This is a genomic window from Halobacillus sp. ABD4_316, from assembly GCF_056161385.1.
The window spans coordinates 1-16,852 of sequence record NZ_JBSWZA010000010.1; the positions used below are offsets into that span (position 1 = coordinate 1).

Annotated in this window: 14 protein-coding genes, 15 tRNA genes, 2 rRNA genes and 3 pseudogenes; 29 read left to right on the top strand and 5 right to left on the bottom strand. The window is 37.3% G+C overall.

The genetic code is table 11. The annotated features are described in order from the left end of the window. The 18 genes from ACXAJH_RS19570 to ACXAJH_RS19655 form a co-directional block, all read left to right on the top strand. Positions 1-109 (top strand): 23S ribosomal RNA (locus ACXAJH_RS19570); the annotation flags it as partial. 145 nt (positions 110-254) lie between these two features. Next, a 5S ribosomal RNA gene (gene rrf / locus ACXAJH_RS19575) occupies positions 255-368 on the top strand. An 11-nt stretch (positions 369-379) separates the two neighbouring features. Continuing rightward, positions 380-454: transfer RNA gene (locus ACXAJH_RS19580), tRNA-Asn, on the top strand. A 4-nt stretch (positions 455-458) separates the two neighbouring features. Beyond that, a tRNA-Ser gene (locus ACXAJH_RS19585) sits at positions 459-551 on the top strand. 8 nt (positions 552-559) lie between these two features. Further along, positions 560-634, top strand: a tRNA-Glu gene (locus ACXAJH_RS19590). A 5-nt stretch (positions 635-639) separates the two neighbouring features. Then, positions 640-715 (top strand) — tRNA-Val (locus ACXAJH_RS19595). A gap of 33 nt (positions 716-748) precedes the next feature. Continuing rightward, positions 749-825, top strand: a tRNA-Met gene (locus tag ACXAJH_RS19600). A gap of 47 nt (positions 826-872) precedes the next feature. Further along, positions 873-949: transfer RNA gene (locus ACXAJH_RS19605), tRNA-Asp, on the top strand. A 22-nt stretch (positions 950-971) separates the two neighbouring features. Further along, a tRNA-Phe gene (locus ACXAJH_RS19610) sits at positions 972-1,047 on the top strand. A gap of 4 nt (positions 1,048-1,051) precedes the next feature. Beyond that, positions 1,052-1,127, top strand: a tRNA-Thr gene (locus tag ACXAJH_RS19615). Between the two features lie 10 nt (positions 1,128-1,137). Further along, a tRNA-Tyr gene (locus ACXAJH_RS19620) sits at positions 1,138-1,223 on the top strand. A 19-nt stretch (positions 1,224-1,242) separates the two neighbouring features. Continuing rightward, positions 1,243-1,313, top strand: a tRNA-Trp gene (locus ACXAJH_RS19625). A gap of 9 nt (positions 1,314-1,322) precedes the next feature. Next, positions 1,323-1,398: transfer RNA gene (locus ACXAJH_RS19630), tRNA-His, on the top strand. A gap of 29 nt (positions 1,399-1,427) precedes the next feature. After that, positions 1,428-1,502, top strand: a tRNA-Gln gene (locus ACXAJH_RS19635). A 9-nt stretch (positions 1,503-1,511) separates the two neighbouring features. Next, positions 1,512-1,586, top strand: a tRNA-Gly gene (locus ACXAJH_RS19640). 57 nt (positions 1,587-1,643) lie between these two features. Then, positions 1,644-1,717: transfer RNA gene (locus ACXAJH_RS19645), tRNA-Cys, on the top strand. Between the two features lie 11 nt (positions 1,718-1,728). Continuing rightward, a tRNA-Leu gene (locus ACXAJH_RS19650) sits at positions 1,729-1,810 on the top strand. 173 nt (positions 1,811-1,983) lie between these two features. After that, on the top strand, positions 1,984-2,982 hold the full coding sequence (locus ACXAJH_RS19655) for a tyrosine-type recombinase/integrase (RefSeq protein ID WP_474994950.1): 999 nt from the start codon (positions 1,984-1,986) through the stop codon (positions 2,980-2,982). Positions 2,983-3,029: 47 nt separating this feature from the next. Here ACXAJH_RS19655 and ACXAJH_RS19660 read toward each other — a convergent pair whose 3' ends face one another. The 3 genes and pseudogenes from ACXAJH_RS19660 to ACXAJH_RS19670 form a co-directional block, all read right to left on the bottom strand. Then, positions 3,030-3,419 (bottom strand): hypothetical protein, encoded by a 390-nt coding sequence (locus tag ACXAJH_RS19660; RefSeq protein ID WP_474994951.1) that lies wholly within the window; start codon positions 3,417-3,419, stop codon positions 3,030-3,032. 39 nt (positions 3,420-3,458) lie between these two features. Further along, positions 3,459-3,899: pseudogene (locus tag ACXAJH_RS19665) on the bottom strand (AbiTii domain-containing protein). A 171-nt stretch (positions 3,900-4,070) separates the two neighbouring features. Further along, the gene (locus tag ACXAJH_RS19670) at positions 4,071-4,694 is read right to left on the bottom strand and encodes a hypothetical protein (protein ID WP_474994952.1); all 624 of its coding nucleotides are present in this window, start codon (positions 4,692-4,694) and stop codon (positions 4,071-4,073) included. Between the two features lie 861 nt (positions 4,695-5,555). On the opposite strand from ACXAJH_RS19670, the pseudogene ACXAJH_RS19675 reads away from it, so the two are divergent. From ACXAJH_RS19675 to ACXAJH_RS19715, 9 genes and pseudogenes are all read left to right on the top strand, one after another. After that, positions 5,556-6,599 (top strand): annotated as a pseudogene (locus ACXAJH_RS19675) (IS1595 family transposase). 152 nt (positions 6,600-6,751) lie between these two features. Further along, the gene (locus ACXAJH_RS19680; RefSeq protein WP_474994953.1) at positions 6,752-7,195 is read left to right on the top strand and encodes a hypothetical protein; all 444 of its coding nucleotides are present in this window, start codon (positions 6,752-6,754) and stop codon (positions 7,193-7,195) included. 363 nt (positions 7,196-7,558) lie between these two features. Beyond that, positions 7,559-7,915 (top strand): DNA adenine methylase, encoded by a 357-nt coding sequence (locus ACXAJH_RS19685; protein ID WP_474994954.1) that lies wholly within the window; start codon positions 7,559-7,561, stop codon positions 7,913-7,915. 633 nt (positions 7,916-8,548) lie between these two features. Next, the gene (locus ACXAJH_RS19690; protein WP_474994955.1) at positions 8,549-9,019 is read left to right on the top strand and encodes a hypothetical protein; all 471 of its coding nucleotides are present in this window, start codon (positions 8,549-8,551) and stop codon (positions 9,017-9,019) included. A 173-nt stretch (positions 9,020-9,192) separates the two neighbouring features. After that, on the top strand, positions 9,193-10,002 hold the full coding sequence (locus ACXAJH_RS19695; protein WP_474994956.1) for a ParA family protein: 810 nt from the start codon (positions 9,193-9,195) through the stop codon (positions 10,000-10,002). Continuing rightward, positions 10,002-10,472, top strand: a complete 471-nt coding sequence (locus tag ACXAJH_RS19700) for a hypothetical protein (RefSeq protein WP_474994957.1) — start codon at positions 10,002-10,004, stop codon at positions 10,470-10,472. Before ACXAJH_RS19695 ends, ACXAJH_RS19700 begins: the two co-directional genes overlap by 1 nt. Positions 10,473-10,867: 395 nt before the next feature. Continuing rightward, positions 10,868-11,809, top strand: coding sequence for a DUF3895 domain-containing protein (locus ACXAJH_RS19705; protein WP_474994958.1), 942 nt, complete (start codon positions 10,868-10,870; stop codon positions 11,807-11,809). Between the two features lie 406 nt (positions 11,810-12,215). After that, positions 12,216-12,611: a hypothetical protein gene (locus tag ACXAJH_RS19710; RefSeq protein WP_474994959.1), complete on the top strand. Its 396-nt coding sequence runs from the start codon at positions 12,216-12,218 to the stop codon at positions 12,609-12,611. A gap of 28 nt (positions 12,612-12,639) precedes the next feature. Continuing rightward, positions 12,640-13,050, top strand: a complete 411-nt coding sequence (locus ACXAJH_RS19715) for a hypothetical protein (RefSeq protein WP_474994960.1) — start codon at positions 12,640-12,642, stop codon at positions 13,048-13,050. 1,279 nt (positions 13,051-14,329) lie between these two features. On the opposite strand, the gene ACXAJH_RS19720 is transcribed toward ACXAJH_RS19715, so the two are convergent. Together ACXAJH_RS19720 and ACXAJH_RS19725 are read right to left on the bottom strand one after the other, a co-directional pair. Beyond that, on the bottom strand, positions 14,330-14,593 hold the full coding sequence (locus ACXAJH_RS19720; protein ID WP_474994961.1) for a hypothetical protein: 264 nt from the start codon (positions 14,591-14,593) through the stop codon (positions 14,330-14,332). After that, a complete protein-coding gene (locus ACXAJH_RS19725; RefSeq protein ID WP_474994962.1) occupies positions 14,577-15,335 on the bottom strand; it encodes an adenylate/guanylate cyclase domain-containing protein in 759 nt (252 codons plus the stop codon). Before ACXAJH_RS19725 ends, ACXAJH_RS19720 begins: the two co-directional genes overlap by 17 nt. Positions 15,336-15,573: 238 nt before the next feature. On the opposite strand from ACXAJH_RS19725, the pseudogene ACXAJH_RS19730 reads away from it, so the two are divergent. Together ACXAJH_RS19730 and ACXAJH_RS19735 are read left to right on the top strand one after the other, a co-directional pair. Continuing rightward, positions 15,574-15,774, top strand: a pseudogene (locus ACXAJH_RS19730) (type I restriction enzyme endonuclease domain-containing protein); the annotation flags it as partial. 71 nt (positions 15,775-15,845) lie between these two features. Beyond that, positions 15,846-16,850 carry a nucleotidyltransferase gene (locus tag ACXAJH_RS19735; protein WP_474994963.1) on the top strand — a complete coding sequence of 335 codons (1,005 nt, stop codon included), beginning with the start codon at positions 15,846-15,848 and terminating at the stop codon, positions 16,848-16,850. Positions 16,851-16,852: the final 2 nt, after the last annotated feature.

Genomic DNA, 16,852 nt, shown 5'->3' on the forward strand with positions numbered 1-16,852 from the left:
TGCTTCGAGCAGATAAGATCCCTCAGAGACGATGAGGTTGATAGGTCCGAGGTGGAAGCGTGGTGACACGTGGAGCTGACGGATACTAATGGATCGATGACTTATCTATATATACTTCGTGAATGATGTTTCATCAATAGTTGTTTCCTTATCCAGTTTTGAGGGTTTTCAAAAAAACTTTCAAAAACACCTTGATTTTCATTACAAGATACAGTATAATAGTTCTTGTCCTTGAAAAAAAGGAGTTATAAAGATCTGGTGATGAAGGCGAAGAGGTCACACCTGTTCCCATGCCGAACACAGTAGTTAAGCTCTTCAGCGCCGATGGTAGTCGGGTTTACCCCCGTGAGAGTAGGACGTCGCCAGATTGATACATTATTCCAACGTAGCTCAGTGGTAGAGCAATCGGCTGTTAACCGATCGGTCGTAGGTTCGAATCCTACCGTTGGAGCCATAGTGGAGAGTTGTCCGAGCTGGCCGAAGGAGCACGATTGGAATTCGTGTAAACCGTTACCACGGTTTCGAGGGTTCGAATCCCTCACTCTCCGCCATTAACATTGGCCCGTTGGTCAAGTGGTTAAGACACCGCCCTTTCACGGCGGTAACACGGGTTCGAATCCCGTACGGGTCACCACTTACGGAGGATTAGCTCAGCTGGGAGAGCACTTGCCTTACAAGCAAGGGGTCGCAGGTTCGAACCCTGCATCCTCCACCATAGAATTTCATTATCGTGCATAACGCACATTATCGCGGGGTAGAGCAGTCTGGTAGCTCGTCGGGCTCATAACCCGGAGGTCACAGGTTCAAATCCTGTCCCCGCAACCAAATTATTCTTTTGAATAGTCACGCTGTAAAGTGCAGCCAAATCATTTGGTCCGGTAGTTCAGTTGGTTAGAATGCCTGCCTGTCACGCAGGAGGTCGCGGGTTCGAGTCCCGTCCGGACCGCCACTTTAAATCTTATACATACTTAGGCTCGGTAGCTCAGTCGGTAGAGCAACGGACTGAAAATCCGTGTGTCGGCGGTTCGATTCCGTCCCGAGCCACCATTTAGCCGGCCTAGCTCAACTGGCAGAGCAACTGATTTGTAATCAGTAGGTTGGGGGTTCAAGTCCTCTGGCCGGCACCACTTTTCAAGTGGAGGGATAGCGAAGTTGGCCAAACGCGGCGGACTGTAAATCCGCTCCCATCGGGTTCGTAGGTTCGAGTCCTACTCCCTCCACCATTTTCTTTTAAAATTAAATAGGGGTATAGTTTAATGGTAAAACTACGGTCTCCAAAACCGTCAATGTGGGTTCGATTCCTACTACCCCTGCTTCTTATGGCGGTTGTGGCGAAGTGGTTAACGCACCGGATTGTGGTTCCGGCATTCGTGGGTTCGATTCCCATCAGCCGCCCCATTTATTTCATAATAAACGAACTGAATTATTGGGCCATAGCCAAGCGGTAAGGCAACGGTTTTTGGTACCGTCATGCGCTGGTTCGAATCCAGCTGGCCCAGCCACTTATCATTGCGGGAGTAGTTCAGTGGTAGAACACCACCTTGCCAAGGTGGGGGTCGCGGGTTCGAATCCCGTCTCCCGCTCCATACATTCACATATTCAGGATCCATTGAATATGATACAATCATAATTGAATATCTTATGGCGGCATAGCCAAGAGGTAAGGCAGAGGACTGCAACTCCTTTATCACCGGTTCGATTCCGGTTGCCGCCTCCATAAGATTATTTGCCGGTGTGGCGGAATTGGCAGACGCGCACGACTCAAAATCGTGTTCCTCACGGAGTGCCGGTTCGACCCCGGCCACCGGTACTAAAAGTCGATAACGACAAGGGAAATCGCTGTATAACAGCGATTTTTCTTTTTGTCTAATTTCGGTGTCGGGACGGGAAGTCGTGTCGCCCTAAATTATTATCCGTTAGGGCGACACGACCTATCACCTAACATCTTATCCTTCGTTGAATGAAACGGAGGATTTTTTATTTATGCCAGACAGAAGAATGAGAAAGCCAAGAAGTAGAATACCTGAAGTCCTGGATGGGAGTTCAGGGCACCTCTCAGAAAGTAAGAAAGCAAATACGACATGGCAAAAAGCTATGGAAGACTTTCTGTTGTGGAAAAAGGCACATGGTGTCAGCGAAGCAACTCTTAAAGGATATAACAACCATATAAAACATTTTTATAAGAAGAACCCTCTATCATGGGGGAAAGAAGAAGAAACCAAGCAAGGGGTTCTAGAGCACCTCTCAGCAAACATAAAGCCGGCAACTTACAATCTTAGATTGATATATCTACGCGCCTTTTATGACTGGTGCATTGGTGAAGGATTTATGTACATTAATCCACTGGATGGGTACAAAAAACGTAAAGCTCCGCCACGAATTGTTGAAATACCATTAGAAACACTACAGCACTTATTAAAGCTTCCAAATCAACAAACGTATGCTGGCTTGAGGGATTATTCCTTAATCCTGTTTACATTAGATACAGGCACAAGGCCCAGTGAAGCTTTTCAATTAACAGTAGAGGACTTTGATATCAATAACAGTTCGGTGACGGTTCCGGAGTCTGTAGCGAAAACGAGACAATCAAGAACACTTCCGCTTCTCCCAAGTACAATGAACACAATAAAGAAACTTATACGGGTGCGGCCGGACGATTGGGGAGAAGATTTGCCGGTCTTTTCAACCACTGATGGTGAGAGTATTACAAGGAAGATATGGAGTAAACGAATGAACGAGTATAGTAAGAAACTGAACTTCAAAATAAGACCTTACGACCTAAGGCATGCCTTTGCCATTATGTACTTGAGGAATGGGGGAAATGCCTTCTCCTTACAGAAGCTTATGGGACATGAGAACATGGATATGACAAAAAGGTATTTGAATATTACGGGTCAAGATTTAAGAGAAGCACATAAGCAGGCCAGCCCAATAAACAAGCTTATTCCGAAGAAAAACACCCGTATAAGAAAACTAAAATGAAAATTCCCAATAGGTATAGCCCCTGTTTATAGGGGCTAACTTTCTAACTACCATATTGGTAAGTGACTAAGCTGATATAGCAATCCTTGTGCTGCTAAGCTGTCAGATATACCTTCAAGAACATTCCTTATGGTAGTTAATGACTCTTTAACTAGAGGTATATTTGGTTTACTTGATTTTGTTTGCTTTTGGATAGTCTCTATTTCTTTTTGAACTGCTTTTTTCGACTTTCTATCTAGTGGCTCTATATGATTAATGTTCTCTTTAAGGGTTTTTATGAACCCGTCTACAGCTTCTGCATCAAATTCATTCACTTGGGTTTGCGATGAGTGTTGTGTGTGTTGTTGGATTTGAAGGCCTGATGTATTACCATAGAAGTTATTTACAGTATAGTTTTGTCTAATAGCTTCAATTTTTTCTTGCTCAGAAAAAGTCATACCTTCCCCCAATACTCCGTCCTTTTCTAGAGTTAAAGTTCAATCAAGAATAATGTTTTTAACTGTCTCAATTATTCTCTGAGCTTGGTTTTTACTGAATAACAGTCTGAACTGCTGTAATCCTCCATCCCCTAGACTGGAGATTAAGTTTTGTTGCTTTTGATTAAGTTGATAAACAAAGTTATTGCTGTCTATGCTATTTACTAAATTCTCGAGTTCGGAGACCGACTCAAATAGTTTAACGTTCGTAATGCTATCCATTAATTCCGGGTCTTCTGTTAACACGGCGCACCAGCCTCTTACTGGATTAAATCATTGAAGAGTTCCAGTTATTTCTCTGTAGTCAGGCGCGTTATTTGGTCTAGCTCTATAGCCGCTTAATTCATCATTTACCCACTTCTCAAAATCAATGAGTTCTAATTTTCTAGCAATGACTAAAGAGCGCCTTAACAGTCCACTTACATCATTATTTGAAACCATTGCTTCTTTTGAAGTTCGAGTACAATTGACTCCATTATTATAGTTCGCCTCCTGCAAATTACAGACTTGATATACGATTACATTATCTTACAAAAACAAGGTAATGACAATTTAGAACCCAATAATGATAGTTAACTATGAAAAAGGAAGCCCCAGTGGACTACCTTTTCATCAACTTGCTATAGAACCGACGAGAATTTGATTAAACAAGTCTTCCTCATCCTCGTTGTTTTTACTTTTAAGGAGTGAATTTCTCACTTCTGCTAGGCTTTTTCCCTTGCTAAACTCCTCTTTAATAGTTTGATATTCACTCTCATTACCGTTGAATTGGGCTAGTTTACTAAGAGTAGCCTGAATGCCAACAGCAGCTTCTTTCGATTTGTGCTCTGCAACCTGCATAGAAAGTTCATAATTCTCAATAATGAATTCAAGCAAATCTTTGTCTTGTGAATATTCCAGCCCAGTCGCTTGGTAGCTAGGTGTTTTTTTGCTTGAGTACGTTGCATCGGTATCGAAGTATCTTATCACTTTATATCTTTTAACTTTTTCTTTATCTCCATCAATGACTATAAAGTAATAGAATTGACCAGTCTTTGTATCCTTAACTTGATACGATGCATTATCTTTGAGAGTAAACGTTGCCCACTTTTGGTCTCCCGCTATATCTTGGCCCTCATCAGGAACTATATAATCAGAAAACCTAAACTTGTCTTCCTCTTTAGAGTAGCTGATAATCTCTTTAATATAACCACTATCTTTATATCTCTTCTTCCATGCCATTTCAAATTTCGCCATGTTGCTCATCCTTCCACTTAGTTTTAGTTTTGTTTGGTTATCTATGTACTGAATTCAAATTCTCTATGTTTTGTTCTGCATAATAAATGTACTAAATATGATAAAGCTTGTGGGGTTTTTTACGATTTAATTTTTCGTAACGAACTTCTTTTTGGATAAAAACTGAATTTTACGTGACATACAGTATGTTCTGCTAGAAATTTTTTATGGTAAAAGGATAATAAAATTTCTTTTTGAAACAATATTTACAAACCTTCAAGATAAGAATGTAGCGAAGCGCTCTTCTGGCAGATGGAAGGCATCTGCTTAGTTGTATAATTGACGAAAATTTTTACTAGGGTCCCCCGTCAAACCTTGGCGCCGACTAACCATCGGTAGGTCACTCGTGAGAAGAGTATTTCCTTCCCCAGAGTAACAATTATCTAGTAGTTGTTACATATACCGTGCCTGTCGCTAACGCGAGGTAGAAAAAAGTGAACACTGTGGTAGTGTGCTCGGTAAAGCAGGACCTGTGGCGAGTTTATTTGATAATCACTTTTTATTGGCTATATTGCCTTTCTATACTTTGAACAAGGGGTAGGTTTCTTTTCTAAAACTAACTATCATAAACCCTGTGAGTTTTGAAAAATTCACCCCCCCCTAAAACAAATGGAATCGCTGGTGAAACATATAACAACAATTAATTTATTGTTGGGTTCTTTAATGAAACCTATATAGGAATAATCTATTTAGTAGTTTAGCAAGAAGATTGATGAGTTGAATGAAGAGCAGACTGAATGTCATTGGCTCCATTAAAGCTTGTTGTAGATATTAGAACAAAAGTTCTATAATGGGGTTATCAAATACAAGTGGGGGACGGCTGTGAGAGCAACGGATATCCTTAAAGTCATTTAAATATGAATCCAGGCGAAAAGCATCGCTTTTGAGAATACTTAATTGATGCTCTCACTGCGTCATAATCCCCAGGAACGGCACTAGAAGAGATTTCAGAACGTAAGCATAAGAACGTCTATCATTGTCCAAATTGCAAATCAGAACATATTGTGCGATTTGGAAAATATACCACGATGGTATACGCTGAAGAAGTGAAGAAACAGTGTTGCCGCTGTAAAGCTTGTCGTATGACGTTCACCGACCTTATAAATACTGTTTTGAACTGAACGCGGCATCTCTATCTTTAAACGAAGTATATCGAATGTATGATAGAAAGTTATTCGCTCCGAAAAGCTGTAAAATTGATTGAGGATGTTACCCTAACCTTGTTCTATTGGAGATGCAAAATTCTTTCGGCATTAAACATATGGAAAGTACAGCACTCCAAGGTATTGTAGAAGGGGACGAGACCTATTTCCTGTACTCGGTAAAGGGACAATAAAAGATTTCGGATAGAAAACCTTGCAAAAGGGATGGCTTCACCAAGAAACGCAGCATAAGCAAGGAACAGGTGTGTGTGCTGGTCGCAAGAGAGCGTGAGAAGGTGATTTTATCCCCAACATTAGAGATGGGGCGATTGACAAAAAGAGCAATTAAACAAAGCCATCGGGCATAAACTTTCGAGTGAGAATCTGTTATGCACGGATGCTTGGCGTGCCTTCAAAACCTATGCGTTTGATAATGGGGTGGACACCTATCAGTTCAAATCAGACGGCAAAATCTGCACCAAACAAAGGGCTTTATCACATCCAAAGCGTCAACAACTACTACCGAAGGCTGAAAGTGTTGATTAATCGTATAAAGGTGTAGTAGCGAAGTATCTAAATCAATAACTGACATGGTTTCAAGTATTAGAAAGCATCCATCATGAAAGAAATGGAGTCACGATGAATGGTGTGCTAATAAAGGAGGCTTTAATTCCAATTATAGAAACCTATGATACAATTTAGGTTATCTAAGTTCGAGGCATAAATAATACCGTTTTTTTGAACTAACGGAGCAGAATAGTCAAATAAGAAAAAGAGTTAAATTGCAAAGGAAGTTTTATTATAATGCGAAGTGTTTTTGATGTCACACAACTAATGTTTATTCGTTTCTTAATGAGACTAATGTTAAAAAGGAAGATGTACAAAGAACCTATTAAAGTAATAGAGAAGTTCCGAGAGCGCTTTGTTAGTAAAGGATACTTGAACGATGACTTGTCAAAAGGACCTGAAACACCCAAGTATTCAATTATTAACAATTTAGTTTCTACATTTGAATCTCTACGTCATTATCGTAACGAAGATGATTTTCACCTTCAGGCGGGTAAACAGTGGGTTGGTGATTTATATAGCAGCAACCACAAAATATCTTTCTTCTTCGTTATTTTCTATGGAGTGATTTTATTAACCGTTTTTATAAATCAGTCTTTCATTACAATACCGGGGGAAATGATGTTCATAGGGCTCTTTGTGTTACCGTTACTGGGATTCATTAGCGCCGTAGGAGGAAGAGGTTGGAAGAGGTTAATGCTAATGTCAATTAACATCCTGGTTTTTGCTTATTCCATTATAATCGTAGCTTAAAGGTCTTTTAAGGGGATTATACAATCTCATAATCAGCGTTCTCTCTGAAGGCTATTTTAATAAGACAATAATTCTGCATAGGACTATCTTATAAGGTAGTCCTATTTTTTCTATAAATAACACCAACGAACTTTAATAGAGCTATGATAAAAAAAGAAAATTATGAAATCATAAAGCAAAGGTTTAATGAAAAAAACGTTAGACTTCTTATCTCTCCCTCGGACTTTCTACAGCGGGGTTATTCGATTTAGAAAAAGGCGCGGTTATATGAGTCCCATTCTAGGCCTTCATAAGCCTATCCCACCGCAAGAGTTTTAGCAGCGTGCGAAAATATGGAATCAAATAATTAAGGATACTATTTTTTTGAACTCAGATTTCAGAGAAGTAATGTGCATGGCTGGGGAATGGGATTTAGTTTATTGTGACCCTCCATATACACACTCTCAGACAATTATTTATGGAGCTCAGTCATTTAATATTAATGATTTGTTTGAAGAAATAGCTGCTTGTAAACGTAGAGGAGCCAAGGTAGTACTTTCAATAAATGGAAGCAGGCGTTCAGGGACAGAAGATATTAGTGTAGAAGCCCCAGAAGGTTTATTTGAAACTGAAGTTCTCGTGAATTGTGGTACTTCTATGATAAATCGACTTCAAAGAAGTGGTAAAAGCATGGATAATGAAGGTGTTCACGATAAACTACTTCTCACATATAAGTTGTAGTTAATTATAAAGAATCGTTTATATGATGTTCAATTTATTTAATAAAGCATCTACTTCTAATAAGTAAGCTTTATTATAGAATGGAAAAAGGACACTACTTTTTAAAGTAGTGTCCTTTTGTATGCTAGGAATATTTCTTGTAGCGCTAAATGCGCCAATATATATTGTAATACATTTTATTTAATATTAAAAGCAACTTTTATTCTGAAAAATACATAGCGGTGTCAATTCCATAAATCCTAAATGGCTAACCAAGCCTCATTAACATTTCCATAACAAAATTCTAACTATCTGGATTAACCTTTCACAAATGACCAAATGATTATGGAGTACATCGATAAAACTATCGTAGCGACTATAAATCTATTTAATTTGGGAACTTTGTCTAATGCATTAAAAATTAAGTTATTGTTATTAAATCTATAATAAAAGAGATACACACATTATAAAGCTGGGTTCCGAGAAACTCAGCTCTTTTGTTTTTTAAAGGGTAGATGTCTGTACCATGCAATTGAATATATGGTTGGAATGAATCATTTGTAAACCCATTTTGAAAATTAATTTAAGGATTTCTAGGATTTCTTTCTTCTATTCACAAATAACTAACAGTTAATTAAGAAAGGAAGAAACTAAATGACTAAGAAAAAGAAAACTGCAAAAAGGTATACACTGAAATGGATTGGAAAGAGCTGCTACGTTTACACGTGGAAATATATAAAGAAATCTAAGAGAGTCAAGGTGGAGCAACGATACAAATGGTATTCGTTAGGACCATTTAGTTTAGACCTTCTGTCAGAGTTAGAAAATATGACATTAGAATCCCGAAGGCAAATGGAATTGGAATACTCTTTTAAATGGCATCAAAGAGAATACATAGAAGGTAAGATAAATGAACTTTTGTTAAGAACACCCTATATAGAAAGAAGAGAGCGAATCAGTGAAATAAGTAATTCCTCAATAAAAGAACAATGGATAAAAAAACTTAGGAATGATTTAAAAGAGGAAGCAAAAGAATGTTGTGACGAAACATTTAAGGGTTTCACACCGGAAACTTTTAGGGATTACTTAAATAATGGTGGTAGTATTAAACAATTGCTAAAGTAAAGAACGCCATTTGTTTACTTTATTAGTACCTTACTTTTTAGAAAAACAGAGTATTGCTGATTTGAAGAGGTGTTAAAGGGCCTCTTAGAAAATTATTGTTCAGAAAGTAAGGGATTCAGTCGTTTCTTAAGAAATATAAGAAGCAGGCAATTTTATTACTTGGAGGAATATTAATGAAAATACTTTTAATGGGGAATTACAAAGGCGGTTGCGGAAAAACAACAAGCAATTTTATTTTAAGTCATCAACTTGTAGAGAAAGGATATAAAGTTCTATTTATCGATTTTGACCCACAATGCTCTGGAACAAGAATGCTCACAAGTGGGAATATGGTAGAGGGAATGGACCAGAACAACATCTTTTCAGCTATTGAAGAAGATGACATTACATCAAACATTATCCCGATAAACGAACAGCTACATATGGTAGCTGGGAGCGAATATATTAATCAATTCGAAAGGATTATGGAAGGTAAAGGCATTAATGAACGGAGATACCTATATTTCCGTTCATTAATGTCACAGTTAATAGAAAAGAGAGATTACGATTACATCCTTTTGGATATGTCACCTTCTAAATCTTCTCTAAGCACAGCAGTTATGGCAGCTGCCACTCACCATATTGTTATAACTCAAGCTGAGATATTATCGATGGAAATGACAAAGAACTACATAGAAGACATCGAAGAACTTCAAGAAGCTGGGATAGATAGTAAGATTAGTGGAGTCACTATTGGAATGATGAACAATACCAAGCTTTCAAACAAGGTTGAAAAGGCGCTGAGAGAGCATTATGGTTCAATGGTATTCCAAATGAAAACAAAACGAAAAAGCCGAATCCATGAATTTTCTGTTCTTGGGTATCCAGAGAAGAACACGCGTGGAATGTTTTATGCTGCAGACAGTAATGCATTATTCCATTATCAGAAGTTAACTAAAGAAATTATAGGAACACTTGAAAGAGCAACGGAGGTAGAATCTTAATGGGAAAATCAATTGAGGAAATAAACATTATTGGTAACCTTACAAGTCAAAAGAAAAAGGATAAGAAGAGTCCCTATGTAGGACCTTCCATGCAAGAATTAAGAGAAACGACTAATTTAACGCCTAAGATAAAAAGGAAAAGTATAGAACCTAAAAAAATGGTTAACACTCAGGTTCCCGAAGTGGTACTTGATGCATTTTTACTTTATTGTGCCAGGAACAACCAGTTTAGGAATAATGCCTTTCCTAAAATGCTTAAATTTGTACTTAACAAGTATAAAAACCATGTATTTCAGTTTGAGGACAGTATAAATGGCAGTTTTGTTTTCGACTGTAAGAAAGTATCTGCGAACTTTGAAGTGCCAATAGAGCTATTGCAGGATGTGCGCACATGGAAAGCAATTAAGAAAGTAAATTATCAAGATATATATTCTCAGGCTATCGTACAGTATCTTAATCAGCATACATAATAAAATGGGCACAGGTTAAAAGAGACCTGTGCTTTCCTGTGTATTTCTAATTATTCGTCTGTTTAGCTACTTATATTCGTTAATCAGAAGATAAGATACAAAAACCGGCAAAATTTGACGATATTCATATAATTTCCTTTGGCATACTCGAAAATTCTATACAAAATATATAGGTTGAACTTTTGATTCCAATCTATTTTTATCAGCATAAACCTTATCTCTTATTTTCTTAAAAGTTAGGTAATAAGAAGCCTCGGTATCCTAACGACATTATTTCTAATAATTTCATTGAAAAAAATCGGATTTTTTCCCATAAGCACATGTATATTTGATAAGTTTAGCGTGAACTACAGTTAAACTAAAACAACGAAACATTCATAGGAGGCAGTTAATAGATGGGGAGCTACATACTAACAGTTAAAGAAAGAGATAGTCTACTGAATAGTATAGACGAGAAACAGAAGGACTTTATTATCAACCAGTTGAAACGGGGAAGAAAAACAATATTTGCAAACGTGCTAGCAGCAGATAAAGGTAGAACAACTTCGGGGCATGTAGAATGGGAATTGGTTGATTATCAAGACGGTGGAACTGGATGGAACAGGCATAAAGAACTCCACTGTGAATGCGGAAAGATTCTGCGGTATCAATACACAGTTAAAAATCTCGAGACAGGGACCATAAGAAAATTTGGAATCAACCACTTTATTGAACACACTGGCATATCTTCTGAATTGGCCAAGGCTATTGTTAGAGGTTGGGAGAATATTGACTACGAGATGGATGAGTTATTAACGAAGATTCAAGAGTGTTGGACATTAGATGATATTATTGCGCCGGACCTTCTTGAACCAATCGACATTCCGAACGATATCCAAGAGCATTTCAATGTTGGTTTACCCCTTTTAGACAGGCAAGTAAGACGGTTAATAGTAAGAGTGAATGAACATTCAAAGAAAGAAGAGGATATAAGAGTATCGAAACTTAAAGAGAATGAACAGCAGTCGCGAGAAGAGATGAAGCAACAACGAGATGAAATGGTTTCACAACTAGACTCTCTGGGAATCTCAGATAATCTGATGTTAGAGAAAGAATTGCAGTTAGGCATCCTTGTGTATTTCAAAAATACAGATGAAACAAGAATTAGTGCGAAAAATATCTGTCAATACCTTATCGAGCTACATGGTGCTCCAAGTGAAACATACCCTGGTAGTTCGGCCTTAAGAATATTTCCAAATGTTTGTGTGTTCTTAAAGAAGCTTGTTGAAGTCGGTAGTTTAGAACTTATTGAAAAAAAGGGAATTGAAGATAGAATTTATCGAAAAGGTGCTATGTAATTAAAGAAAGCACTTTCCAGGTGTGAAAAGTGCTTTCTACTCCGCGAAAAGCTGAAGGTTCATCCATTATACCGTAAAAGGAATCCATCTTCACTATGAGATGGATTTTATTATTAGGCGATTGAGGCTTGTTTTTTTAGGTCCTTGTCACCTGAAAAAGGCCTATAAATCCATACTTTTATGAGCAAGTTCTGTATTTATAAGAAAAGTTCCGAAACTTTGTAACTTTTTCTAATAATTACGGAACTTTTCTTACCTTTTCTTACTTTTTCAGAATCTGAAAAACCTTTTGACAAAGCTGTTTAGGATGGTTTATGCTACTTCATGTGCTTCAGGCGGTTATTAAAAATCAAAAATAATCATATTAAATTTATAATTATTTTTGATTATAGAGAGAAGGGAAGAAGTGGGGAATATTATTCACATATATAAAGTTAACGAATCATTCCAAGTAAAAAGGTTACCCTTCATACCGAAAGAAGATAACCCACTATCAGTTCACCTTGACTTTTGTATTGAGGTTAGTGATGCACTAAGGGGGGAGGGCGAAGACAGTCTTAAGTTCCTCAACATTAAGGGTGAAAAGCTTAAAATGTGTAAGTTAGAAAAGGATAGGGAGATTGATATACGGCCGCCATTTATCATCTTTAAAGATTTTTGGATGACTGAACAGGTTAGAGCAGATGGTTTTGTCCTGCCAGCTAACCCTATACCAACTCGAATGAATGAAAATGACTATGCAAAAATGAAACACTTTTTGAAGACTCTATCAAACTCTTGTGAAGAGTGTAAAACAACATGAAATTCATCATGAATTAGGAGTGGGATTTATGTATACTTTTGAAACTAATGGCAGTAGGACACATGGTGAGCTCATTGTTATTGCAATGCACCATTTTGAGGAAACTAAGGAACTTTCATTCTCTATGGATGTGGGACGGTTTAAAAAAATACTCTGCACACTAGAGGACATCGATAAAATTGCAGAAGACATGAAAAGTGCTGAACGAATCTTCATTGTAAAACGTGAAGGTAAAGAACTTATGCGTTTGGGGTTATTTTCTAATGTATGGATATATGCCGAAGAGGACACGGACGGAGAACATATCAATTACCTAACTTATAAAATAAATAAGGAAGTCCTCGCTTGGTTAGAGGATACAGAATTGAAAAAAACGGTCGAAGAATTGGAGATGCAACAAACATTGAAAAGTTTTAAGGAAGCTTTGAAGGACCTTTAAGATTTCTCTCCAAATATAAATTATAGCAATTTAGAATGTAGTGAAGCACTCCTCAGTTAGATGGCAGGCATCTAATCTGTTGAAATAGACGAAAAACAAAAGTTCCGGAGGTAACCCGTCTGACCTCGGCATCGACTAACTATCGATGTGTGCCGTTATATGGTCATTCATTTCCTAGAGCAATATTGCATTAGGATGTAAATGACCTTTTGTAATATTTGCATATCCCGTACCTGTCATCAATTGATGAGGTGGAAGGGAACACGACACTGTAGTGGTGCGCCAGGTAAAGCAGGACCTAGGCTGGTTGGAGTTGTTCTGACTCCGGTGTTCTTTTAAAGCTCGACCGATGCTGCTAGTAAACTCAAGCAGAACTTTAGTTTCTTACTTCGAATCGCTACTATGCTATTTCCATCCTTTGCGTAAGGGGTAAAATTCTATTCCACTCTCCCTCAGCTCTAGTACCCATATAAATAAATTCCTTGCGTGGACCTCATTGCAATTAGTCATTATTAAAATATAACTACTGCATATCAGGGATGAATAAATGATTTTTTCTCCGGTACTTTCATTAATCCGATATAAAAATAGCACTTTAAGTATTTCCGCCTAGGATGGACATTCTTTTAAAAGTGACGTCGCATGAGGTTATACTCTAAAAAAGAGATGTATAAAAAATGAGCGAAAGTTTCCAGGAACTAAACAGGATATACAATCTACCTGATACGGTTACCGTTAAGGATGCTGCTAACATTCTAGGGATTACTAGGGACGATGTCCGTGAACGATGCCAAGAGGGAACGCTGAGAGCTACAGAAGGGCTACCAGGCAGTGGTAATGGAGAATAGAAACAGAGCAATTGAAAAACTATGGGAATTGGAAGGAGTTCCTCGAAAAACGCTTTCGAATCAAAGAGCAATCCTTAACAATCATTTCCCTGATGGTCAAAAAATTGGATGATGTTCCTGAAGAATGAAAGATGAAACCATCTAAAAGCTCTACCACCCTTTAAACATTTGGTGTTTAATAGAGCGCAACTTACTGGAGGAATCCAATATGGGGTTATTCTTAATAAGGCTGGTTAAAGATAAAGTCTATCAAGAAGTGATGAAAAAATTAAAAACACTTTTTAGTCAATGAAAAGTGTTTTCTGAGCCCATCTACTTTGCTGAAAAGTTTTAAAAAGTTGTTAACCAGGAAGTGATTGTATATCGCTCGTTATTCTCTCTTTAGAAAAACCATGTATTCGCAGGAGGGTTAGATTGGGTAGCGTGGGTTCTTACGGCGATAAAATACTCTTCTTTTTCATATAACTCTCTTTTCTCTTGTTTAAGTCCTTTTTCAATTTGTGATACTCGTTTTTTTCTCTCTGCAATTTCGCTTCTCGTTTAACTATAGGTTCAAATCTAGTAAGTAATATCTCCGTTTGTTTTTTCGTCTCTTGTATAATATTTGATACTAAATCTCCCTGACTTACGCCATCGATATCGTATTCACTTTTAACAGAACGGTTGGCCAGTGAAAGCTCAACGCTCTTCTTCACCTTCTTGTTCCTTCATAATATCAAGGAAGAAACTTTTAGCGCTATATCCTTCAAGTATGCTATTACTCTTCATTCGGACTATCTTTTCCCAAAGAGGCTTACCTTCATCATCTTCAGTCATTTCTTTAGGTAACTTGTCAAAGTACCTTTTAGTTACAAATATTTCCCCGGCTTCAGCTAAGTCGGTATGTTTACTTGCTATATTTGCATGTCTACCTGCCCAACCCAATTCAGTAGCTTCTTCATTTCTACTGCTAATTCCCACTTTTGCCAATAAAACTTTACCGTAATCAATTCCTACGCTGCATCCAATTGTTTTGTTATTAAAGTATTTTTCACATAAAGGATTAAAGAGGTGTTCTACTACACTGACGATAGCCCTTGAGGCATGAAAAGATTTTTTGGCAGCTGATTCATTATCATCTGAAATAAATACCCCCATAACTCTGTCACCGACTATTCGTCTAACACTTCCGCCACAATAGTTGATAATAATAGCTCTGGCGAAAGCTCTATATATTTTAGCCATTGAACTGGGCATAGACTCATCAGAGAGCTGGGTTGAACTTCTAATATCGACGAAAAGTATTGCACATTCAAAAGAATAGTTGTCAGTATCAGTTAAATCATCTTTATGTGGGACTACTGCTCCTTCATCAGAAGAGGTATCAATATCTGAAGTAAATATCTCTTCTAGCTTACTTTCAATCACATCTATGTTTTCACGCTTTAGTTCGGGCATATAGTTCACCTTATAATGTAAATTTTCAGTCATTTTATTATATAATAATGGTAGAATGCTGGAAAGGGAAAGCCAATCTGTGTGATTGGGGGTGACCATCAATTAAAGGAATTCCTATGTTGTAATAATAGAAAGTTTGGAGGGCTAGTAATGGATGAGAGAAGAAGTGGTGAAGAAAGTGCTTTCGATAAAGAGGAGATTAGTAAGAACCTTGATAGGGTTAACTATTGGATTAGCAAAAAGCAATATGAGCATTGATTGGAACCTTCGTGAAAGCGTACAAGCAAAAATGCGAGTCACTGTAAAAAGACTACTCAAAAAATACGGCTATCCACCTGATTTACAAAACCTTGCAGTAGACACTGTTATGAAACAAGCAGAATTGATGGCAGAAGAAGAAGCGAGTACATTAACTGAGGAAAGAGCTTCTTATAATTAAATATTACTCAAATACTATTAGACAGAAGTTATCAATTGGTACACTTCTGTCTTTTTTAAGGGGAGATACTTTTGATAGTAAAAACAGTAAATACAGGATTTGATAATTTCACAAAAGATTTTGTTTATTTAGACAAAGATAAAACTACCAAAGCACGTTCAAGTAGGGATTGGTTGTACGACCAATTAAAGGGTTTTCCGTCAAGTGTAGAGAATTTTCCAAAGTTATATGGTGGTAGAGAGACAAAAGGGTTCGGCTCTTTTAGACGTAGGACTAAAATACGCCCCTTAGATGATATAGACTTCCTTCTAGTCTTCTCAGGAGAAGGAACCACTTATTATGAAAGCTCTACCGGAGAAATAGAATTGAGTGTTCCCGAGTCAGCAGATAAATTAAGGAAACTTTGTAATGATGACAATAAACTAAACTCAATAAAATTCATTGAAAAAATAAAAAAATCTTTATCTAATGTACCGCAATATGAGAATGCTGAAATTCATAGAAATCAAGAAGCTGCTACTTTAAAAATGAAATCATATGACTGGAACTTTGATATCGTTCCAGCATTTATAACAGCAGAAGATAGTAAAGGAAGGACATACTATATAATTCCAGACGGAAGTGGAAAATGGAAGAAGACTGACCCTAGAATTGATAACGAAAGAACTAAGGATGTTAATAAGAGCTTTGGTGGTAATGTTTTAGGCTTTATTAGGTTAATTAAATATTGGAATACCAATTCATCTACTCCGAAAATTTCATCATATCTGATGGAGAATATTGTTTTAGATTACTTCGATGGTAAATATTCATGGTTAGGAAGAAAAGAAGAAGTAAGGGACTTTTTTGGGGAATTAAAAACATCAATTTTTAATTCTCATTATGACCCGAAAGGACTTCAGGGGGATTTAAATACACTAGATTATTATGTTAAGACAAAGATTAGTAATCAAGCAGGGAATTGCTACGATTATGCATGTGAGGCAATAGAGTTAGAGAGTAAAGGTGAGCATAAGGCTGCCGTTGAGAAATGGCGCAAACTGTTCGGTAAGGAATTCCCAGCGTATGAAGAGTAGGA

Coding starts and splice junctions, on each gene's coding strand:
- ACXAJH_RS19655 (WP_474994950.1), top strand. CDS start 1,984: ATGCCAGACAGAAGAATGAGAAAGCCAAGAAGTAGAATACCTGAAGTC.
- ACXAJH_RS19660 (WP_474994951.1), bottom strand. CDS start 3,419: ATGACTTTTTCTGAGCAAGAAAAAATTGAAGCTATTAGACAAAACTAT.
- ACXAJH_RS19670 (WP_474994952.1), bottom strand. CDS start 4,694: ATGGCGAAATTTGAAATGGCATGGAAGAAGAGATATAAAGATAGTGGT.
- ACXAJH_RS19680 (WP_474994953.1), top strand. CDS start 6,752: ATGTACAAAGAACCTATTAAAGTAATAGAGAAGTTCCGAGAGCGCTTT.
- ACXAJH_RS19690 (WP_474994955.1), top strand. CDS start 8,549: ATGACTAAGAAAAAGAAAACTGCAAAAAGGTATACACTGAAATGGATT.
- ACXAJH_RS19695 (WP_474994956.1), top strand. CDS start 9,193: ATGAAAATACTTTTAATGGGGAATTACAAAGGCGGTTGCGGAAAAACA.
- ACXAJH_RS19700 (WP_474994957.1), top strand. CDS start 10,002: ATGGGAAAATCAATTGAGGAAATAAACATTATTGGTAACCTTACAAGT.
- ACXAJH_RS19705 (WP_474994958.1), top strand. CDS start 10,868: ATGGGGAGCTACATACTAACAGTTAAAGAAAGAGATAGTCTACTGAAT.
- ACXAJH_RS19715 (WP_474994960.1), top strand. CDS start 12,640: ATGTATACTTTTGAAACTAATGGCAGTAGGACACATGGTGAGCTCATT.
- ACXAJH_RS19725 (WP_474994962.1), bottom strand. CDS start 15,335: ATGCCCGAACTAAAGCGTGAAAACATAGATGTGATTGAAAGTAAGCTA.